This is a genomic window from Collinsella aerofaciens, assembly GCF_027679495.1.
GTDB classification, from domain to species: Bacteria; Actinomycetota; Coriobacteriia; order Coriobacteriales; family Coriobacteriaceae; genus Collinsella; species Collinsella aerofaciens_AK.
Map to the genome: position 1 here is coordinate 1 of NZ_JAQEKC010000017.1, position 16,374 is coordinate 16,374.

The following is a 16,374-nucleotide window of genomic DNA, read 5'->3' on the forward strand; positions in this document are numbered from 1 at the left end:
CCCTGGACGCCGCGGCCCTTGATGCGGCGCAGGAACCCGAGCCACGAGTCGTATGATTCGGTGTCCACCACCGACAGGCCCAGCACGCGGCGCCAGCCGCCCTCGTCGCAGCCTATCGCCGTCACGACGGCGGTCGAGGCGACGCGCCCTTCGCGCCTGCACTTGACGTAGGTGGCGTCGAGCCACAGGTACGGCGTGCGCGCATCGGCCAGGTCGCGGCCCATGAGCTCGGCCACGTCGGCGTCGAGGTCCCTCGCCATGGCGCTGACCTGGTCCTTAGACAGCCTGGATATCCCCAGCTTCTCCGCGATGCGCTGCACCTTGCGCGTCGAGGTGCCGGTGGCGTACATCTCGGCCACCGCCGACACGACCGCGCGGTCGACGCGCTGGTAGCGCTCGACCACGTCCTCGGGGAAGAAGCTCCCCGATCTCAGCTTCGGTATCCTCATCGTGATGTCGCCGACGCACGTGACCAGGTTGCGCTCGCGGTAGCCGTTGCGGCTGTTGGCGCCTTCCGAGCACAGCTGATCGGCCTCGGCGTCCATGATCGCGTTCACGACGTCCTCGGCGAGACGCCTTATGAGCTCCCTCAGGTTCACCGACCCGTCCTCGAACCTCGGCATCGCCGGCTGCTCCCGCATGCTTTCTGCTAGACTCTCCATTGCGGTCTTCGTCCTTTCCAAGAATCCGTTATGTCGCAATTCCAGATTCTAGGGCGAAGGCCGTTTCCCTTCAAAGCCATCCCGATTCGCTTCGCTTACACCAACTTTCCCGACACGATCGAAATAATGAAATCGCTTGCGGATACCTTGCATAATCCGTTTATTTCCTTCTATGAAACTGCCTTTCTTAAGCGTATTCAGAGGGAAAAAATCGAGTTTATTGGGATTTCGGTGAGCGGCTGTTTCCAATTGATTTCTGCAGTTACGTTAGCGAAACTGATTAAAGAAGAATGTCCATCTGTTAAACACGTCTCATTGGGCGGCAATTACATTACTCGTTTAGCAGATGACTGCATGAAAGAATGGCATCCCTTTTTTGAATACATTGATTCGATAATGATGTATGACGGCGAAGAGCCGCTTGCACGTCTTCTTGAGGCTCTTGACTCTGGTGATGACAATCTCGACTGTGTTCCAAACCTTTGCCATGCTAAAGGTGGAAAGATATATAAAAACCATCGGATTGAGCAAACATTTATCAACGATACAGTTCCCGATTTCGATGGCTTCGCCCTTTCTAAATACTTCATGCCTGAGTTAATATTGCCGGTTTATTCCTCTAGGCAGTGTTTTAATCATTGCGCCTTCTGCACCATTCCCGGTGCTACCGGTGGTTGTTACCGAAAGATGCCTATATCGAGAGTATTTGAAATAATGTGTCGGTTAAATGAAAAATACGGCACGAGAGTTTTCTCTTTTGTGGATGAAACATTCGAAGGCAAAAGAATGGAGCAACTCGCGGATGAAATAAACGCATCGGGAAAAACGTTTTTCTGGCATGGAGAAACGAGGTTCTCTCCAACCCTAAGTACAGACGTTTTCAACAAGATATACCAAAGTGGATGTAGGCAGATTCAGTTTGGCCTCGAGTCATACAACCAAAGAGTTCTTGATCTAATGAAGAAGAACACGAGAGTTGATTGGATTGATCGCAATATCCATGATTGTCTCAATGCGGGTATTCCTGTTCATCTATTCTTTATGATTGGCTTTCCGACCGAAACTAAAGAAGAGGCTCTGAACACCTTAGCTTATACAGAGAATGTTTTGAATTATTCAAAACAGGTATGTGGTGTTCCATATTCCACGAGAGGATTTACGAATTTTGGTCTCGTTATGGGGTCGGATGTTTGGAATCATCCCGATAAGTATGGTGTCTCTGTAATGCCGAAGTCCCAATATGAGGATTTGCGCCTCGAAGTGGATTATGTTTCAGGCACTGGTTTAACTTTAAATGAAGCAAAATCCTTATCTGATGAGCATCATATTGATTTTTATATGCAAGAGGTCATAAACGGTAGCGACACAATTGACTTGCCCCAGCGGCTTCATATTTCAGAGGTGACCTGGATCCTAGATTCTATTCACGCTGTCAGGTATAAGGGACATTTGACCAAAGTAAAGCGACGGCTAACTAGTCTAAATCCAGCTGATCGAATCTGGCTGGATTCCAAGACCTCTGTCGTGCTCGTTGAGCCATTTGCCTACTTCTATAATTCTGAATACCATCATGTCTATGCTGTTTCCCAGTTGGTATACCTTAAGTTGGCCCGTTTATTGGAGGCCGATTGTAGCATTTCTCTTATCCTTGATCAGGGCGACCTCGAGCTGACAAGGGCGATAGAAGAACTGTTGCATTATGGATTGCTGAATACAAATATCGATGCCGATTATGTAATGCACGATAATGGTTTTCAATTGGTTAAAAGTTCGTTTGTGAAAGAAGTCGGACGCTCAAAAGAGGGGTTAAGAGTACTGCTGAGTTGTGCCACCCATAGAATGTGTGCGGTTAATGATTTTTCGTTCGCTTTGCTTTCGTTGTTTGAAAAGCCGATTACTAAGAACGAGGTGCGCGACATTTTGAAAAAAGAGGGACTATCGGCAAACGAGGAGCAACTAAACAAGTTGGTTGATAATTGCATGAAAGCAGATATACTACAATTGATTAGATAGAGGAGGTTTCTGCATGGACGTTATTAACAAAGATCTCTTGGAGCAACTGAAAGAGTTTCAGGAAGAGGGCGTCGTGGTGGAAGTGTTCGACTTTGAGGACTACATGGATAAATTCTGCCATTAGTTTCGGAATTTACTCGCCTCGCTTAAAGGAGAAGTCGATTATCGATTTCTCCTTTTTTAATTAAAGATATTTTTGAAATACATGCTTTTAGCACAGGTTGGCCTCTCAGTAAACTGGGAGGTTGCTTTGGCTAGTTAGAGATATGTGAACGTCCGTTAGACTGAATCTCAGGGTAGAAGGGGCCTCCAGTGTCCAGATCAACAAGGCAATGCTGCGTTTCGGCTAATAAGAACGATGGCTTTTTGCGTGTGGCGGCGGCGTCGCCGCAGATTCGCGTGGCCGATGTCGAGGGCAATGCCGAGGTTGCGCTGGCGGCTGTTCGCGCGGCTGTTGAGCGCGGCGTTCGCGCGCTGGTACTGCCCGAGCTCAACTTGTGCGGCTATACCGCGGCCGATCTGTTCCATAACCGCACATTACTGCATGCCTGCGAGGCTGCTTTGGTGCATATCCTCGATGAGACTCGTGAGCTGCCGATTGTCTTTACTATCGGTCTTCCCGTTGCAGTTGCCGAGAATATCTACAACTGCGCCGCCGTGTGCTGCGCGGGCGAGCTTTTGGGTCTTACGGCCAAGAAGTATCTGCCCAACTATGGCGAGTTCTATGAGCGTCGCTGGTTTGCTCCATCGCCTGCGGATCCCGTGTGGGTCGAGTTTGCCGGTCAGGGTCCGGTCCCGCTGGGTTCGGGGCTTGTCTACCGTTGCTGTGATGAAGGTGCCGAGGATATGGTGCTGGGCGTTGAGATCTGCGAGGACCTGTGGGTGCCGGCACCCCCTTCGACCGAGATGGCGCTTGCCGGCGCTACGGTGATCCTTAATCCCTCTGCTTCCGACGAGATCATCGGCAAGGCAGACTATCGCCGCAGCCTTATCTCTAACCAAAGCGCACGCCTGTACTGCGCCTATGCCTATGCGGATGCGAGCGAGGGCGAGTCCACGACCGATATGGTCTTTGCGGGCGAGAACCTTATCTACGAAAATGGCTCCAAGCTCGCCGCCACCAAACTGCTTACCTGCGATATGGCCGTCGCCGATATCGATCTTGACCGTCTGGTTGCCGAGCGCCGCCGCTCGACGACGTGGGCGCGCGCGGACGATGCGCCGGAGGCCACGACCGTTGAGTTCTCTTTTGAGAGCACACTCTCCGAGGCTCCCGTCCTGCGCAACGCCTGCGACATCGACCGTGTCTTCCCCCGCGCGCCCTTTGTGCCGGCCGACCATGGCGACCTGGCCGAGCGTTGCGAGACCATCCTCGACCTGCAGACCGCCGGCCTCAAGACCCGCCTTGCCCATACGGGTACCAAGGCGGCCGTCATCGGTCTTTCGGGCGGCCTGGACTCCACGTTGGCACTGCTTGTGACCGTGCGCGCCTTTGATGCGCTGGGGCTGCCGCGCACCGGTATCACGGCCGTGTCCATGCCTGGCTTTGGCACGACGCATCGCACCAAGTCGAATGCCGAGTCGCTCGCCCGCGACCTGGGTGTGAGCTTCCGCGAGGTTTCGATCCACGCGGCCGTGGAGCAGCACTTCAAGGACATTGAGCACGATCCTGCCGTGCAGGACGTGACTTACGAGAACAGCCAGGCCCGCGAGCGCACGCAGATTCTGATGGATCTGGCCAACCAGGCTGGCGGTTTTGTCATCGGTACGGGCGATCTGTCGGAGCTGGCGCTCGGCTGGGCTACCTATAACGGAGACCACATGAGCATGTATGCCGTCAATGCGAGCGTGCCCAAGACGCTTGTGCGCCATCTGGTGCGCTATGCGGCTGATGTCTTTGGCGGGCGTATTGCCGAGGTCTTGCTCGATATCTTCGATACGCCGGTATCTCCCGAGCTTCTGCCGCCCACGGGCGACGGCGAGATTGCGCAGAAGACTGAGGATTTGGTGGGCCCGTACGAGTTGCACGACTACTTCCTCTACTACCTGCTGCGTTTTGGCTTTGAGCCGGGCAAGATCTACCGCATGGCGCTCAAGAGTTTCGAGGGTGTCTACGACGCCAAGACCGTCCACACGTGGTTGCGTACGTTCTACCGTCGCTTCTTTGCCCAGCAGTTTAAGCGCAGCTGCCTGCCCGATGGCCCCAAGGTGGGCTCGGTGACGCTCAGCCCGCGTGGCGATTGGCGTATGCCGAGTGACGCCAGCTCACGTCTGTGGCTCGCACAGATCGACGCGCTCAATGCAATTGACTAAGGTTGGCTAAATTGAACCAATGCGGGGGTTGCAAGCGTTACACTTTGGCAATCTGATGGCCCGTATCGCGCGGCGCTCTTGTCGGAGCGCCGCGTTTTTTATATCGAAAGGTGGCACCATGCAGGCATCGCAGCGTCTCGACCGCTTTGGCGCGGAGGTCTTCGCTTCGCTCAACAACAAGCTTCTTGCGCTTAAGGCCCAGGGCAAGACCATTTACAACATGAGCGTGGGCACGCCCGACTTTAAGCCGTACGACCACGTGGTCGAGGCGCTGACCCAGGCCGCGCAGGACCCAGAGATGTGGAAGTACGCCCTGCGCGACCTGCCCGAGCTCAAGCAGGCCGTGTGCGATTACTACGAGCGCCGCTTTGGCGTTTCGGGCATTACGCCATCCATGGTGCAGTCGTGCAACGGCACGCAGGAGGGCGTGGGTCACTTGGGCCTTGCGCTGCTCGACCCGGGCGATACCATCCTGGTGCCCGATCCGTGCTATCCGGTCTTTGAGGCGGGTGCCAAGATTGCCGATGCCAGGCTCGAGTACTACCCGCTGGTTGCCGAGCACAACTACCTGCCCTACGTGGCGGGCATCGATCCAGAGGTCGCCGATCGCGCTAAGTACATGATCGTGTCGCTGCCCGCCAACCCGGTGGGTTCGGTGGGCACGCCCGAGGTCTACGAGGAGATTATCGCCTTCGCCCGCGAGCACGACCTGCTGATCGTCCACGACAACGCCTACTCGGACATCGTGTTCGACGGCGAGCCGGGCGGCAGCTTCTTGCAGTATCCCGGTGCGCTCGAGGTGGGTGTGGAGTTCTTCTCGCTCTCCAAGTCGTTTAACGTCACCGGCGCCCGCATCGGCTTTTTGGTCGGTCGCGAGGACGTGGTCTCGGCCTTTGCCAAGCTGCGCAGCCAGATCGACTTTGGCATGTTCTTCCCGATTCAGAAGGCGGCTATTGCCTGCCTGAACGGTCCGCGCGATGAGGTCGAGGCGCAGCGCCTGAAGTACCAGGAGCGTCGCGATGCCCTGTGCGACGGTCTTGAGGGCCTGGGCTGGGAGCGCCCCAACGCGCATGGCTCCATGTTTGTGTGGGCCAAGCTCCCCGGTGGTCGCACCGACTCGATGGCGTTTTGCGAGGAGCTCATGGAGAAGGCCGGTGTCGTCGTGACGCCGGGTGCGAGCTTTGGTCCCTCGGGCGAGGGGCACGTACGTATGGCGCTGGTACTGCCGCCCGATCAGATTGCTTTGGCTGTTGAGGCTATTCGCGAGGCGGGCCTGTATTAGGGATTCGTTTCTGTGAGTCAATAGCTCGAAACCGATTTCGTGCAGTTATTATACGAATTCTGCAAACAATTTCGGTAAACGGTCGATATTTGGCTGCAATAGGAGCATAATCAAAGTCCCGATTGGATGTATTGGGATTACGGCAAGCCGCTCGGGTCGCCCTGGGCGGTTTGTTTGTGGAGAGAGATGGGAGTTTGTAATGGTTAACGAGAAGAAGGTCGCTATTGTCGGCTGCGGTTTCGTCGGTTCGTCTTCGGCGTTCGCACTGATGCAGAGCGGTCTGTTCTCCGAGATGGTCCTCATCGACGTGGACAAGAATCGCGCCGAGGGCGAGGCCCTGGACATCGCGCACGGCATGACGTTTGCCGAGCCGATGAAGATCTACGCTGGCGATTACTCTGATGTCGCCGATGCTGCCATGATCGTCGTCACCGCTGGCGCCGCCCAGAAGCCCGGCGAGACCCGCCTGGACCTGGTCAACAAGAACGTCAGCATCTTTAAGTCCATTATTCCCGAGATTAAGAAGTCCGGCTTTGACGGCATCCTGCTGATCGTCTCCAACCCGGTCGACGTTCTGACCTACGCTGCCATCAAGATGTCCGGCCTGCCCGAGGGCCACGTTATCGGTTCCGGCACCGTGCTCGACACCGGCCGTCTGCAGCAGATGCTCGGCGCCCACGTCGAGGTCGATCCGCGCGACGTTCAGGCTTACGTCATGGGCGAGCACGGCGACTCCGAGTTTGTCGCTTGGTCCAGCGCCCAGGTTGCCGGCGTGCCGCTGAGCACCTTCTGCGAGCTTCACGGCCATCTGGAGCACGAGGCTGCCGAGAAGCGTATCGCCGAGGACGTCAAGAACTCCGCCTACACCATCATCGAGAAGAAGCACGCCACCTACTACGGCGTCGCCATGGCCGTTAAGCGCATCTGCACCGCTGTCATGCGTGACGAGCAGACCGTGCTGCCCGTTTCCTCGCTCATGGTGGGCGAGTATGGCCTGTCCGATCTGGCTATCTCCATGCCGACCGTCGTCGGCCGCGACGGCGTTGTCTGCCGCGTCCCCGTGCCGCTGAACGAGTCCGAGCAGAGCGAGCTCACCGCTTCTGCCAAGGCCCTCAAGGACATCATCGACAGCGTCGATTTCTCCTGCTAAATAAGGCTCGTTTGCCAGCAAGCTACAATGAAGGCGCTCAGGCCCCACGGCCCGGGCGCCTTTTTTGGTGCATTTGGGTCAGGTTTGTTTGCACCAAAAGGGGCGCGATTGGTGCAAACGAACCTGACCCCAATGCACCATTGTTGATGGGAGGGCCATGTCGGATTCGCCTAACTTTTTGACCTATGCCCAGACGGCGTTTGATTCGTTTGAGGAGCGGACGTTCTGCGCGGTGGACAGCCTGGTGTTTGCATGGCTGTCGTATTTGCGCTTGCCGGGGGATATGCCGGAGCTTGCCGGCTGGCAGGGACTGGACGTGCGCGAGCTTCTGCGCGCGGAGTGCTACCCGGAGATGATTGGCGACCTGTGGGATCCGGAGGGGAGCCGTGCCTTACTGGAGGCTGTGGCGGCAAGCCCTCGCTACCGTGGCGTGCGCGTGTGCGGTTATCGTGCCGTGAACGATGTGGCAACGACGGAGCAGTTTGCGGCCATGACGTTCCGATTCCCGACAGGATTTTCCTATCTTGCCTTCCGGGGGACCGACAGCACGATCGTGGGCTGGAAAGAGGACTTTAACATGGCTTTCCGGTGTCCTGTGCCGGCCCAGGAATCTGCGGCGCGCTATGTGGACGAGGCGGTGGCCGCGATTGATGGTCCGCTCTTGTGCGGAGGCCATTCCAAGGGCGGAAACTTGGCGGTGTATGGCGCGGCGATGCGCTCTGACGCTGCTGGCGACCGGATCGAACGGGCCTTCTCCCACGATGGCCCCGGCTTTGTCGAGGAGTTCCTGAGCGGTGACGCCTTCGCAGGTCTTTCCGGCCGCATCGACAAGACCCTGCCCCAGTCTTCGATTTTCGGCATGATGTTCGAGACGCAGGAAGATTACGCCATTGTCGAGAGCACCGAATTCAGTCTGCTGCAGCACAATCCCTTTAGCTGGGTCGTTGACGACTGCGACTTTGTGTATTGCGAGCGTCTGTCTGCCGGCGCTCGATACGTCGATAGCTCTATTCGCGAGATGCTGCTTGCAGTGGGGCCTGCCGAGCGCGAGCGCTTTGTAGATGCGTTGTTCTCCGTGTTTGAAGCCACAGGGGCCGAACGGTTCGCAGATATCGCAGGGAATTTGCGCGAGAGCCTGCCGGTGATGCTCCAGGCTGCTCAGAGCTTCGACAAAGATACGCGCCGTTTCATCTCGCAGACCGTCGTCGCAATTCTTAAATGCGCCCTGCTGCCCAAGCGTTCCGAGCTCAACGTTCCTGCTGCCGGCAAGAGCCTGGCAGAGCAGCTCGAGGCGTGGCAGTCCGAGCTCCTGCGCTAACGCTGGTGCAAAGGGGCATGTTGGTGCATTGGGGCGGGCACGACCGCTATACTGATTCGTGCTGAAATCGATCTAGAACGGAATGCCGTATATGAAAATCAATCACGCAATCCTGCATATCCTGGACTTTGACTCGGCCGTCAACGTCATGAGCCAGCGCGAGCTCGATATCGAGAGTCGCACCGTGCGCAACTTCGTGACCACGCATCTGCGTCGCGCCCGCACGTCTGCCGATAACAAGCGCGCCACGTTTGCCGAGAACTCCGCATTCGGCGGTGAACTCAAGGGCTATTTCTTTGGCGAGCGCGAATTCGTGGACCTGTCGCAGCAGATTGCGGAGTTCATCTCCTCGGAGCTTGCCAAGGCCGAAAAGGCCGAGTCTACCGACGTGCTTGTGGCGGACTTTGACGACGATGAGGACGCCCGCTGGTTTGCTGTCATGTTACTTGGGTCCAAGCAGGCCTTTATGCACGAGGTGGGCCGCGAGGAGGGCGAGGTGCGCAACGACATCGCGCGCCACTATGCTATTCTGCCGAATCCTTCCCAAAAGGTGCCGAGCTACGCCATCGTGCGCGCGAGCACTATGGAGATCGGCTATGTGGATAAGAAGCGCAAGATTGCCGGCGAGGATCGTATGCTCATTCCCGACGGCCTGCTCCAGTGCGACACGGGCGTATCGGGCAAGGAGATTATCGACACCGTGACGCGCGTGGTCGAGGAGGTTGCCGAGGAGCACGGCGCCAATACGGCCGTGGCGCTCGCCAAGGTCAAAGCCGCTGTTGCCGAGAAGGTCGAAGACGACGAGGAACTGCCGCCTTGGGATATCGTCGACGAGGTCTTTGAGGACGAGCCGGTCATCAAAGAGAGCGTTCGTGCGGCATTGACCGAGGAAAAGGTGCCCGAGCGCGTGCCCGTGGAGCGTAAACAGGTCGAGCGTGCGGCCGTGCGCAATCATAAGATTCGAACCGATACGGGTATCGAGATCAGCTTCCCGGCCGAGATGGGCTCGAACTCCGAGTATATCGAGTTCGTCAATGAGCCCAACGGCCTCATCTCCATCGAGCTCAAGAACATCGGAAGTATTGAGAATCGATAAACTGCTCTTGGACGTTGCAAAAAACAAAGGCCGAAGCCTTTTGGGACTTCGGCCTTTTTTGTTTTCGGCTTGGTGGCTGACATTGCGCCGCAGGTTGAGCTCACGTCAGCGAAAACGCCCCTAAGCGAGCAAGGTGACGTGAAAGAGGAGGGAAGCGTACTTCGGTACGCGACCGACGATTGAACGTCAGATTGCCGCTTAGGGGCGTTTGCAGCGTCGGGCCGTTACGGCGTTTGGTAAAACGCCGTAACTATTAAAGCTGGCGCAGGCCCTCTTCCAGGCCGGTCTTGCTGTCGGTCTTCTCGTCGCGCATCTTGATGACGCGGGCGGGGACACCGGCCACGACGGCACCGGCGGGGACGTCCTCGACGCACACGGCGCCGGCGGCAACGACAGCGCCCTTGCCTACGTGCACGCCCTCCAGGACCACGGCATTGGCGCCGATCATAACGTCGTCCTCGATGATGACGGGCGTGGCACTGGCGGGCTCCACGACGCCTGCCAGCACGGTGCCGGCGCCGATGTGGCAGTTCTTGCCCACGGTGGCGCGGCCGCCCAGCACAGCGCCCATGTCGATCATGGAGCCTTCGCCAATGACGGAGCCGATGTTGATGATGGCGCCCATCATGATGACGGCGCGATCGCCAATCTCGACACGGTCGCGGATGATCGCGCCCGGCTCGATGCGGGCGTTGATACCCTTGAGGTCGAGCATGGGCACGGCGGAGTTGCGGCAGTCGTTCTCTACGTCGTAGTAGTCGATGGAGTCGGCGTTGGCGTCGAGGATTGCCTTGAGCTCATCCCAGTCACCAAAGACGGTCTTGCCACGACGACCGCCGTAGACGTGCGCATTGCCCCACTGGACCTTCATGCCCGGCTTTTCGCGCACGTACAGTTTGACGGGCGTTTTCTTGGGCGCGGTTGCGATGTAGTTGATAATCTCCTGTGCGTCCATCTCGGCTGCATTACTCATTTGCTGTCTCTCCTTTGAGTGGATCCGGTTGATACCTGGTTAGGCAAACATGACCTGGTCGAACGTATAGAAGCCAGGCTCGCGGGTGACGAGCTTCTGCGCGGCTGCCAGGGCGCCGTTGACGAAGATCTGACGGCTCGTGGCGCGGTGCGTGAGCGTGACCTCCTCGTCCTGGCCAAAGAAACTCACTTCGTGCACGCCGGCGACAGTGCCACCGCGCAGCGAGTGCATGCCGATTTCCTTGGGGTCACGCGCGCCGCACATGCCCTCGCGGCCATAGACGGGGTGGTAGCCTGCCTCGGGTTCAGCTTCGACGACGGCGTCGAGCAGTAGCTTGGCAGTGCCGCTCGGGGCGTCAACCTTTTGGTTGTGGTGCGTCTCGACGATCTCGCAGTCAAAGCCGGGCAGCTCGCGTGTGGCCTGTGCTACCAGATGACGCAGGGCTGCGATACCGATGGAGTAATTGCCGGAGTGCATGATGCGGGCGCTCTGACCCAGCTCGCGCAGGCGGTCCATCTGATCGGGCGTGTAGCCCGTGGTGCCCGAGACCAACGCGGCACCCGTGCGCTCGACATAGGCGACGACGGCATCGAAGGTCACGACGTTCGAGAAGTCGATGATGACGTCGGCTGCCGGGGCGCCCTCGAGCTCGGACAGATCAAAACCGATCTGGGCGACGATATCAAAAACGGGCTGACCGGCGGCGTCGACAACGCCCTCGGCGGTGGTGCGGATGAGCGAGCCCATGCGGCCCGTTCCCATAATGACGGTCTTAATCAAGCAGACCAGCTCCCTTCAGAGCATCGGTAAGTGCGGCGCGCGTGTCGTTGGCCATGTGGCATAGCGGCATGCGGTAGTTTGCCTCGATCATACCCATCTGAGCGAGCGCTTCCTTGACGGGGATGGGGTTGACCTCGCTAAAGAGGGCGTTGATGAGCGGCTGACCGGCAATCTGGATATCGCGGGCACGTGCCACGTCACCGTCCAGATAGGCGCGGCACATGTCATGCACGAGCTGCGGCTGAACGTCGGCCCACACGCTGATGGTGCCCGAGGCGCCCAGGCTCATGAGCGGCACGGTGAGCGCGTCCTCGCCCGAGTACATGCGGAAGTCGTCGGACAACAGGTGGGCAATCTTGGCCGCGTAGGCGACGTTGCCCGAGGCTTCCTTAATACCCATGATGTTGGGGTGCGCGGCCAAGCGCTCTACGTTGCGCTCGCTGATGCCGCAGCCGCAGCGGCCGGGGATGTTGTACAGGATGCAGGGGATGTCCACGGCGTCGGCCACGGTCTTAAAGTGCTGGTAGATGCCCTCCTCGTTGGACTTGTTGTAGTAGGGGGTAATGAGCAGCAGGCCGTCGGCGCCCAGTCCCTGATAGGTGAGCGACTTGGTGAGCATGGTCTGCGTGGAGTTGGAGCCCGAGCCGGCAATGACGGGGACGCGTCCCGCAACCTGCTTGACCACTGCGGCGACAACGGAGTTGTCCTCGTCGTCGGTCATCGTGGCGCTCTCGCCGGTGGTGCCCAGGGTGAGGATGGCATCGGTGCCATTTTGCAGGTGGAAATCGATAAGGCGCTCGAGCGCGTCAAAGTCGACACTGCCGTCCTTTTTAAACGGCGTGACAAGGGCGACGATTGAACCCTCGAGATTGCGGATGTCCATGTTCTTCTCCTTCGCTTCCGCGATCTGGATGCGTTTGTTCCACTGAGCGGCGACGGCCAGGCGCTCGTCCTGAGCGCGGTGGCGGGCACTTTCGGCGCGCGACTTGGCCAGCAACTCTCGGCCGCACGGCAGCACGTCGAGCGTGGCAAAGTAATCGACCGGGCGCTCGGCGCGTCGGATGAGGTCGGCCGAGCCATCGGGGCGCAGCAGGACCTCGGCGGAGCGCAGGCGTCCGTTGTAGTTGTAGCCCATGGAGTAGCCATGCGCGCCGGTATCGTGGATCACAAGCAGGTCGCCCATGTCGATATGCGGCAGCTCACGATCGATGGCGAACTTGTCGTTGTTCTCGCACAGATTGCCCGTGATGTCGTACGTGTTCGTGACGGGCGCCGTGGCCTTGTCGGCGCCGCCCGGCTGACCCATCACCGTGATGTGGTGGTAAGCGCCATACATGGCGGGACGAATGAGGTCGACGGCACTGGCGTCCACGCCGATATAGTCTTTGTAGATCTGCTTCTCGTGGATGGCCTTGGTGACCAGGCAGCCGTAGGGGCCCATCATAAAGCGACCCATCTCGGTACAGATCGCCACATCGCCCATGCCGGCGGGGACCAGAATCTCGTCGTAGGCTGCGTGTACGCCCTCGCCGATGGCGTGGATGTCGTTAGCCTGCTGCTCGGGCAGGTAGGGGATACCGACGCCGCCGGACAGATTGATGAAGACGACGTGTGCGTCGGTCTCGCGCTCCAGGCGCACGGCAAGCTCAAAGAGGATGCGTGCGAGTTTGGGGTAGTAGTCGTTGGTGACGGTGTTGCTGGCAAGGAATGCGTGGATGCCAAAGTCCTCGGCGCCCTTGGCCTTGAGCATGCGGAACGCCTCGAAGAGTTGCTCGGTGGTCATGCCGTACTTGGAGTCGCCCGGGTTGTCCATGATGCCGTTGGAGAGCTGGAACAGGCCGCCCGGATTAAAGCGGCAGCTGACCGTCTTGGGAATGGGCCCCGCAACGCGCTCAAAGAACTCGATGTGGCTGATGTCGTCAAAGTTGACGATGGCGCCCAACTTGTCGGCGAGCTCAAAGTCGGCAGCCGGCGTGTCGTTGGACGAGAACATGATGTCGTGTCCCGTGATACCCAGCGAGCGGGCGATCATGAGCTCGGTATAGCTCGAGCAGTCGCAGCCACAGCCGTATTCGTTGAGAATGGAGATGAGCGCCGGGTTGGGGTTGGCCTTGACGGCAAAGTATTCCTTAAAGCCCGGGTTCCATGCAAAGGCGTCGCGCACTTCTTGCATGTTGCGGCGGATGCCCGCCTCGTCGTATAGATGAAACGGCGTGGGGAACTGCTCGACGATATGCTCGAGTGTCTCCCTGTCCACAAACGGCTGTTTGGCCGCATATGCCTCGTTGGGGGTCAATGCCATGTCCCGTAAACCTCGCTATCCAGACGGCGCCATCTGCGCATCGAATCCGCATAGCGTGGACCCAATGTCCGGATAGCGCTCCCGCATTGCTGCAGACAGTCCTGTGGGTGTTTCCCACAGGCCCACCAGGTTGTTCGTGCCCGTAAAACCCAGTTCGGCGGGTTTCGCCTCCCCACGGGGTCAAAGCCTGCCGGCTCGCCCGCGGCTCTTCGTGCCCGCGCCTCTATCAAGTGGTAAAGACCCTATCACGTTGCACTTTACCAAACAAGAGTATTCGTATATAACGTTTAAAAAATGCAGGGATATGCTGGAAACATGTGCGCCACAATCCTGTATCACAATAAGTTGCAACAGATGTGCCTCACGAAGGGATCCTCTATGACCGAGCTCCAAGAACTCCGTCGCTATCGCCGCGATCTCCATCGCATTCCGGAGCTCGATTTCGATCTTCCGCAGACTATCGCCTATATCGAGGGCATGTTGGCGCCGCTCGCTTGCGAGGTGACCCATCCGTGTCCCAGCTGCGTCTGCGCTTTCTTCGACGCTGGCGTTGGTGCCGCGCGTGCCACGGCGATTCGCGCCGATATGGATGCGCTGCCCATCGCGGAGGCGACGGGAGCGGCCTTTGCCTCGATCCATCCCGGCAAGATGCACGCTTGCGGACATGACGGACACATGGCCATGGCACTTGCCGCCGCGACGTATGTCGACCGTACGATTCGCGAGCAGCCGGGCGCCATTAGGCGCAACGTTCTCTTTGTGTTCCAGCCGGCCGAGGAAACGACCGGTGGTGCCAAGACGGTATGCGAGAGCGGTGTGTTCGAGCGCTATGGGGCTGACCGCATTTTTGGCTTCCATGTGTGGCCTGATCTGCCTGCCGGCACGTTGGCGAGTTGTTCCGGTCCGCTGCTGGCGCGTTCGAGTGAGACACACATTCATATTCACGGGACGAGCATCCATATCGCTAAGACCTATGGCGTTCCGGTCGAGGAATCGCACGATGCGGCGCTGGCGGCTGTCAAGTTCTTGGTTGCCGAGCGCGAACTGATGGACGAGCTGGGCACCGACGAACCCTGTATCGGCAAGTTTGGCCTGCTGCAGGCTGGCACCGTTTGCAACGCGGTGGCGGGGGAGGCCCATGTGGCCGGAAGCCTGCGTGTGTTTACGGACGACATGTTCGACCGGGCGCGCGAAGGCGTGCGCCGCGTGCTGGACGATGCCTGTGCCGCAACGGGCTGCACGTATGATCTCGACTTTGCCGAGGGCTATCCGCCGGTCGACAACGACCCCGAGCTATTTGCCAATGTCGCGCCTGCCTTGCCCGAGCTACAGCTCGTGGATGAGCCGCTGCTGATCGCCGAGGATTTCGCGTTCTATCAACGCTATCTGCCGGGCGTGTTTTTCCTGCTGGGCACGGGTATGCCAGAGGACCAAGACAACCCGAGTGATTCGGATGGCTGCCCCGCCTATGCCACAAGCGCTCTGCATACCGATAGCATGCTCTTTGACGAGGAAATTCTACTCAAGGGCCTCGATGTCTACAAACGATTGCTTTTGCTTGACTAAGGTGTGAAGGACTATTTGTTCTAGAAAACACGAACAAACGTACGATATAATAGAGATGTAAGTCTATAGAAACGTTTGACGTTACTAACGTAAGGCGATACTATGATTGCATCGTAATGAGCGCTATCGGGTCTGTTTTGAGTGGAGACAGGAGATGGCTTGGAATGTCGAAATCGTCGATTATCACAAGTGATGAGACTTCGGCCGATTTGCTGTCGCCGGTGACTCCTGGTGAGCTTCTCAAAGAGGAGTTTCTTGTTCCCATGGGCATTTCTCAATATCGCCTTGCGAAAGAGACTGGGATTCCGGCTCAGCGTATCGGGCAGATTGTCTTGGGAAAACGTCGCGTGACGGCCGACACCGACCTCCGTCTTTGCCGTTATTTTGGCCTGACGGATGGTTATTGGCTGCGCGCTCAGGTGGCGTTTGACCTTGAGGCCGAGAAAAGGCGGATCGAACCGGAACTCGACAAGATCGTTCCTGTTCAGCAGGCTATCGCACTGTAGTGCTCAAAGATGATGGGGGTGGCGCGGCGATGAGGCGACGCCGACAGTCTGCCGTATATAGTCCGGGTGGATGCGGGTGCGGTTTGCTGCTGCTTCCGGTTATTGCCGTGAGCATTGGCGTGATGTTTGCGCTTGCCGGGCTTGCCGCGGCGGCGCTCGTGCTGTTTATCACTGCCATCGGCGTGACGATTTGGCTCTGCCGCAATCGCGAGCAACGCCGTGTCGACGGTAAAACCAATGTCGGCTGGGTCGTCTTTCTGATCATTGCGTACCTGCTGAGTGCCAGCTACCTTGTTTTCTTTGTCCTGTTGATGATCAGTGCCTTTACCGGGGAATCCGTCACGGTGGGTTGATGCACTGCCAGCAGACGGTCGCGCGCAGTGCGTTTGCTCGGCGTTTGGATAACTGCATTG

13 protein-coding genes and 1 riboswitch are annotated in these 16,374 nt (G+C 58.2%); of the genes, 9 read left to right on the forward strand and 4 right to left on the reverse strand.

What is annotated here, in order from left to right; translation table 11 throughout:
* Positions 1-662, reverse strand: a 662-nt coding sequence (locus tag PGW49_RS07110; protein ID WP_416242467.1) for an IS256 family transposase, incomplete at its 3' end; no start/stop codon positions are given.
* A 30-nt stretch (positions 663-692) separates the two neighbouring features.
* Between PGW49_RS07110 and PGW49_RS07115 the strand changes: the two genes are divergently transcribed.
* The 6 genes from PGW49_RS07115 (at position 693) to PGW49_RS07140 (ending at position 9,834) form a co-directional block, all read left to right on the forward strand.
* On the forward strand, positions 693-2,675 hold the full coding sequence (locus tag PGW49_RS07115) for a B12-binding domain-containing radical SAM protein (protein ID WP_270226065.1): 1,983 nt from the start codon (positions 693-695) through the stop codon (positions 2,673-2,675).
* 312 nt (positions 2,676-2,987) lie between these two features.
* A complete protein-coding gene (locus tag PGW49_RS07120) occupies positions 2,988-4,988 on the forward strand; it encodes an NAD(+) synthase (RefSeq protein WP_270226066.1) in 2,001 nt (666 codons plus the stop codon).
* Positions 4,989-5,106: 118 nt separating this feature from the next.
* Positions 5,107-6,270: a pyridoxal phosphate-dependent aminotransferase gene (locus tag PGW49_RS07125; protein WP_270226067.1), complete on the forward strand. Its 1,164-nt coding sequence runs from the start codon at positions 5,107-5,109 to the stop codon at positions 6,268-6,270.
* 199 nt (positions 6,271-6,469) lie between these two features.
* On the forward strand, positions 6,470-7,420 hold the full coding sequence (locus PGW49_RS07130) for an L-lactate dehydrogenase (protein WP_138374639.1): 951 nt from the start codon (positions 6,470-6,472) through the stop codon (positions 7,418-7,420).
* A gap of 157 nt (positions 7,421-7,577) precedes the next feature.
* Positions 7,578-8,738, forward strand: a complete 1,161-nt coding sequence (locus PGW49_RS07135) for an Mbeg1-like protein (RefSeq protein WP_270226068.1) — start codon at positions 7,578-7,580, stop codon at positions 8,736-8,738.
* Between the two features lie 91 nt (positions 8,739-8,829).
* Positions 8,830-9,834: a nucleoid-associated protein gene (locus PGW49_RS07140; protein ID WP_270226070.1), complete on the forward strand. Its 1,005-nt coding sequence runs from the start codon at positions 8,830-8,832 to the stop codon at positions 9,832-9,834.
* Positions 9,835-10,087: 253 nt separating this feature from the next.
* On the opposite strand, the gene dapD is transcribed toward PGW49_RS07140, so the two are convergent.
* From dapD to dapA, 3 genes are read right to left on the reverse strand one after another with little or no spacing between them, the layout of a single operon-like run.
* Entirely contained in the window at positions 10,088-10,807 is a 720-nt protein-coding gene (gene dapD / locus PGW49_RS07145; protein ID WP_117564410.1) for a 2,3,4,5-tetrahydropyridine-2,6-dicarboxylate N-acetyltransferase, read from the reverse strand.
* A 39-nt stretch (positions 10,808-10,846) separates the two neighbouring features.
* Positions 10,847-11,587, reverse strand: a complete 741-nt coding sequence (gene dapB / locus PGW49_RS07150) for a 4-hydroxy-tetrahydrodipicolinate reductase (protein WP_270226071.1) — start codon at positions 11,585-11,587, stop codon at positions 10,847-10,849.
* The gene (gene dapA, locus PGW49_RS07155; RefSeq protein WP_270226073.1) at positions 11,580-13,889 is read right to left on the reverse strand and encodes a 4-hydroxy-tetrahydrodipicolinate synthase; all 2,310 of its coding nucleotides are present in this window, start codon (positions 13,887-13,889) and stop codon (positions 11,580-11,582) included. The genes dapB and dapA overlap by 8 nt, the downstream gene beginning before the upstream one ends.
* Before the next feature lie 65 nt (positions 13,890-13,954).
* A riboswitch (Lysine riboswitch) is annotated at positions 13,955-14,123 on the reverse strand.
* A gap of 144 nt (positions 14,124-14,267) precedes the next feature.
* On the opposite strand from dapA, the gene PGW49_RS07160 reads away from it, so the two are divergent.
* From PGW49_RS07160 to PGW49_RS07170, 3 genes are all read left to right on the forward strand, one after another.
* The gene (locus PGW49_RS07160) at positions 14,268-15,455 is read left to right on the forward strand and encodes an N-acetyldiaminopimelate deacetylase (RefSeq protein WP_270226074.1); all 1,188 of its coding nucleotides are present in this window, start codon (positions 14,268-14,270) and stop codon (positions 15,453-15,455) included.
* Positions 15,456-15,619: 164 nt separating this feature from the next.
* The gene (locus PGW49_RS07165; RefSeq protein ID WP_050766086.1) at positions 15,620-15,961 is read left to right on the forward strand and encodes a HigA family addiction module antitoxin; all 342 of its coding nucleotides are present in this window, start codon (positions 15,620-15,622) and stop codon (positions 15,959-15,961) included.
* A gap of 83 nt (positions 15,962-16,044) precedes the next feature.
* The gene (locus PGW49_RS07170) at positions 16,045-16,314 is read left to right on the forward strand and encodes a hypothetical protein (protein WP_195363641.1); all 270 of its coding nucleotides are present in this window, start codon (positions 16,045-16,047) and stop codon (positions 16,312-16,314) included.
* Positions 16,315-16,374 lie beyond the last annotated feature (60 nt).

What these genes read in the sequence shown, in the direction of transcription:
- PGW49_RS07160 (WP_270226074.1), top strand. Translation starts at nt 14,268, where the DNA reads ATGACCGAGCTCCAAGAACTCCGTCGCTATCGCCGCGATCTCCATCGC.
- dapD (WP_117564410.1), bottom strand. Translation starts at nt 10,807, where the DNA reads ATGAGTAATGCAGCCGAGATGGACGCACAGGAGATTATCAACTACATC.
- PGW49_RS07165 (WP_050766086.1), top strand. Translation starts at nt 15,620, where the DNA reads ATGTCGAAATCGTCGATTATCACAAGTGATGAGACTTCGGCCGATTTG.
- PGW49_RS07130 (WP_138374639.1), top strand. Translation starts at nt 6,470, where the DNA reads ATGGTTAACGAGAAGAAGGTCGCTATTGTCGGCTGCGGTTTCGTCGGT.
- dapA (WP_270226073.1), bottom strand. Translation starts at nt 13,889, where the DNA reads ATGGCATTGACCCCCAACGAGGCATATGCGGCCAAACAGCCGTTTGTG.
- PGW49_RS07125 (WP_270226067.1), top strand. Translation starts at nt 5,107, where the DNA reads ATGCAGGCATCGCAGCGTCTCGACCGCTTTGGCGCGGAGGTCTTCGCT.
- PGW49_RS07140 (WP_270226070.1), top strand. Translation starts at nt 8,830, where the DNA reads ATGAAAATCAATCACGCAATCCTGCATATCCTGGACTTTGACTCGGCC.
- PGW49_RS07135 (WP_270226068.1), top strand. Translation starts at nt 7,578, where the DNA reads ATGTCGGATTCGCCTAACTTTTTGACCTATGCCCAGACGGCGTTTGAT.
- PGW49_RS07115 (WP_270226065.1), top strand. Translation starts at nt 693, where the DNA reads ATGTCGCAATTCCAGATTCTAGGGCGAAGGCCGTTTCCCTTCAAAGCC.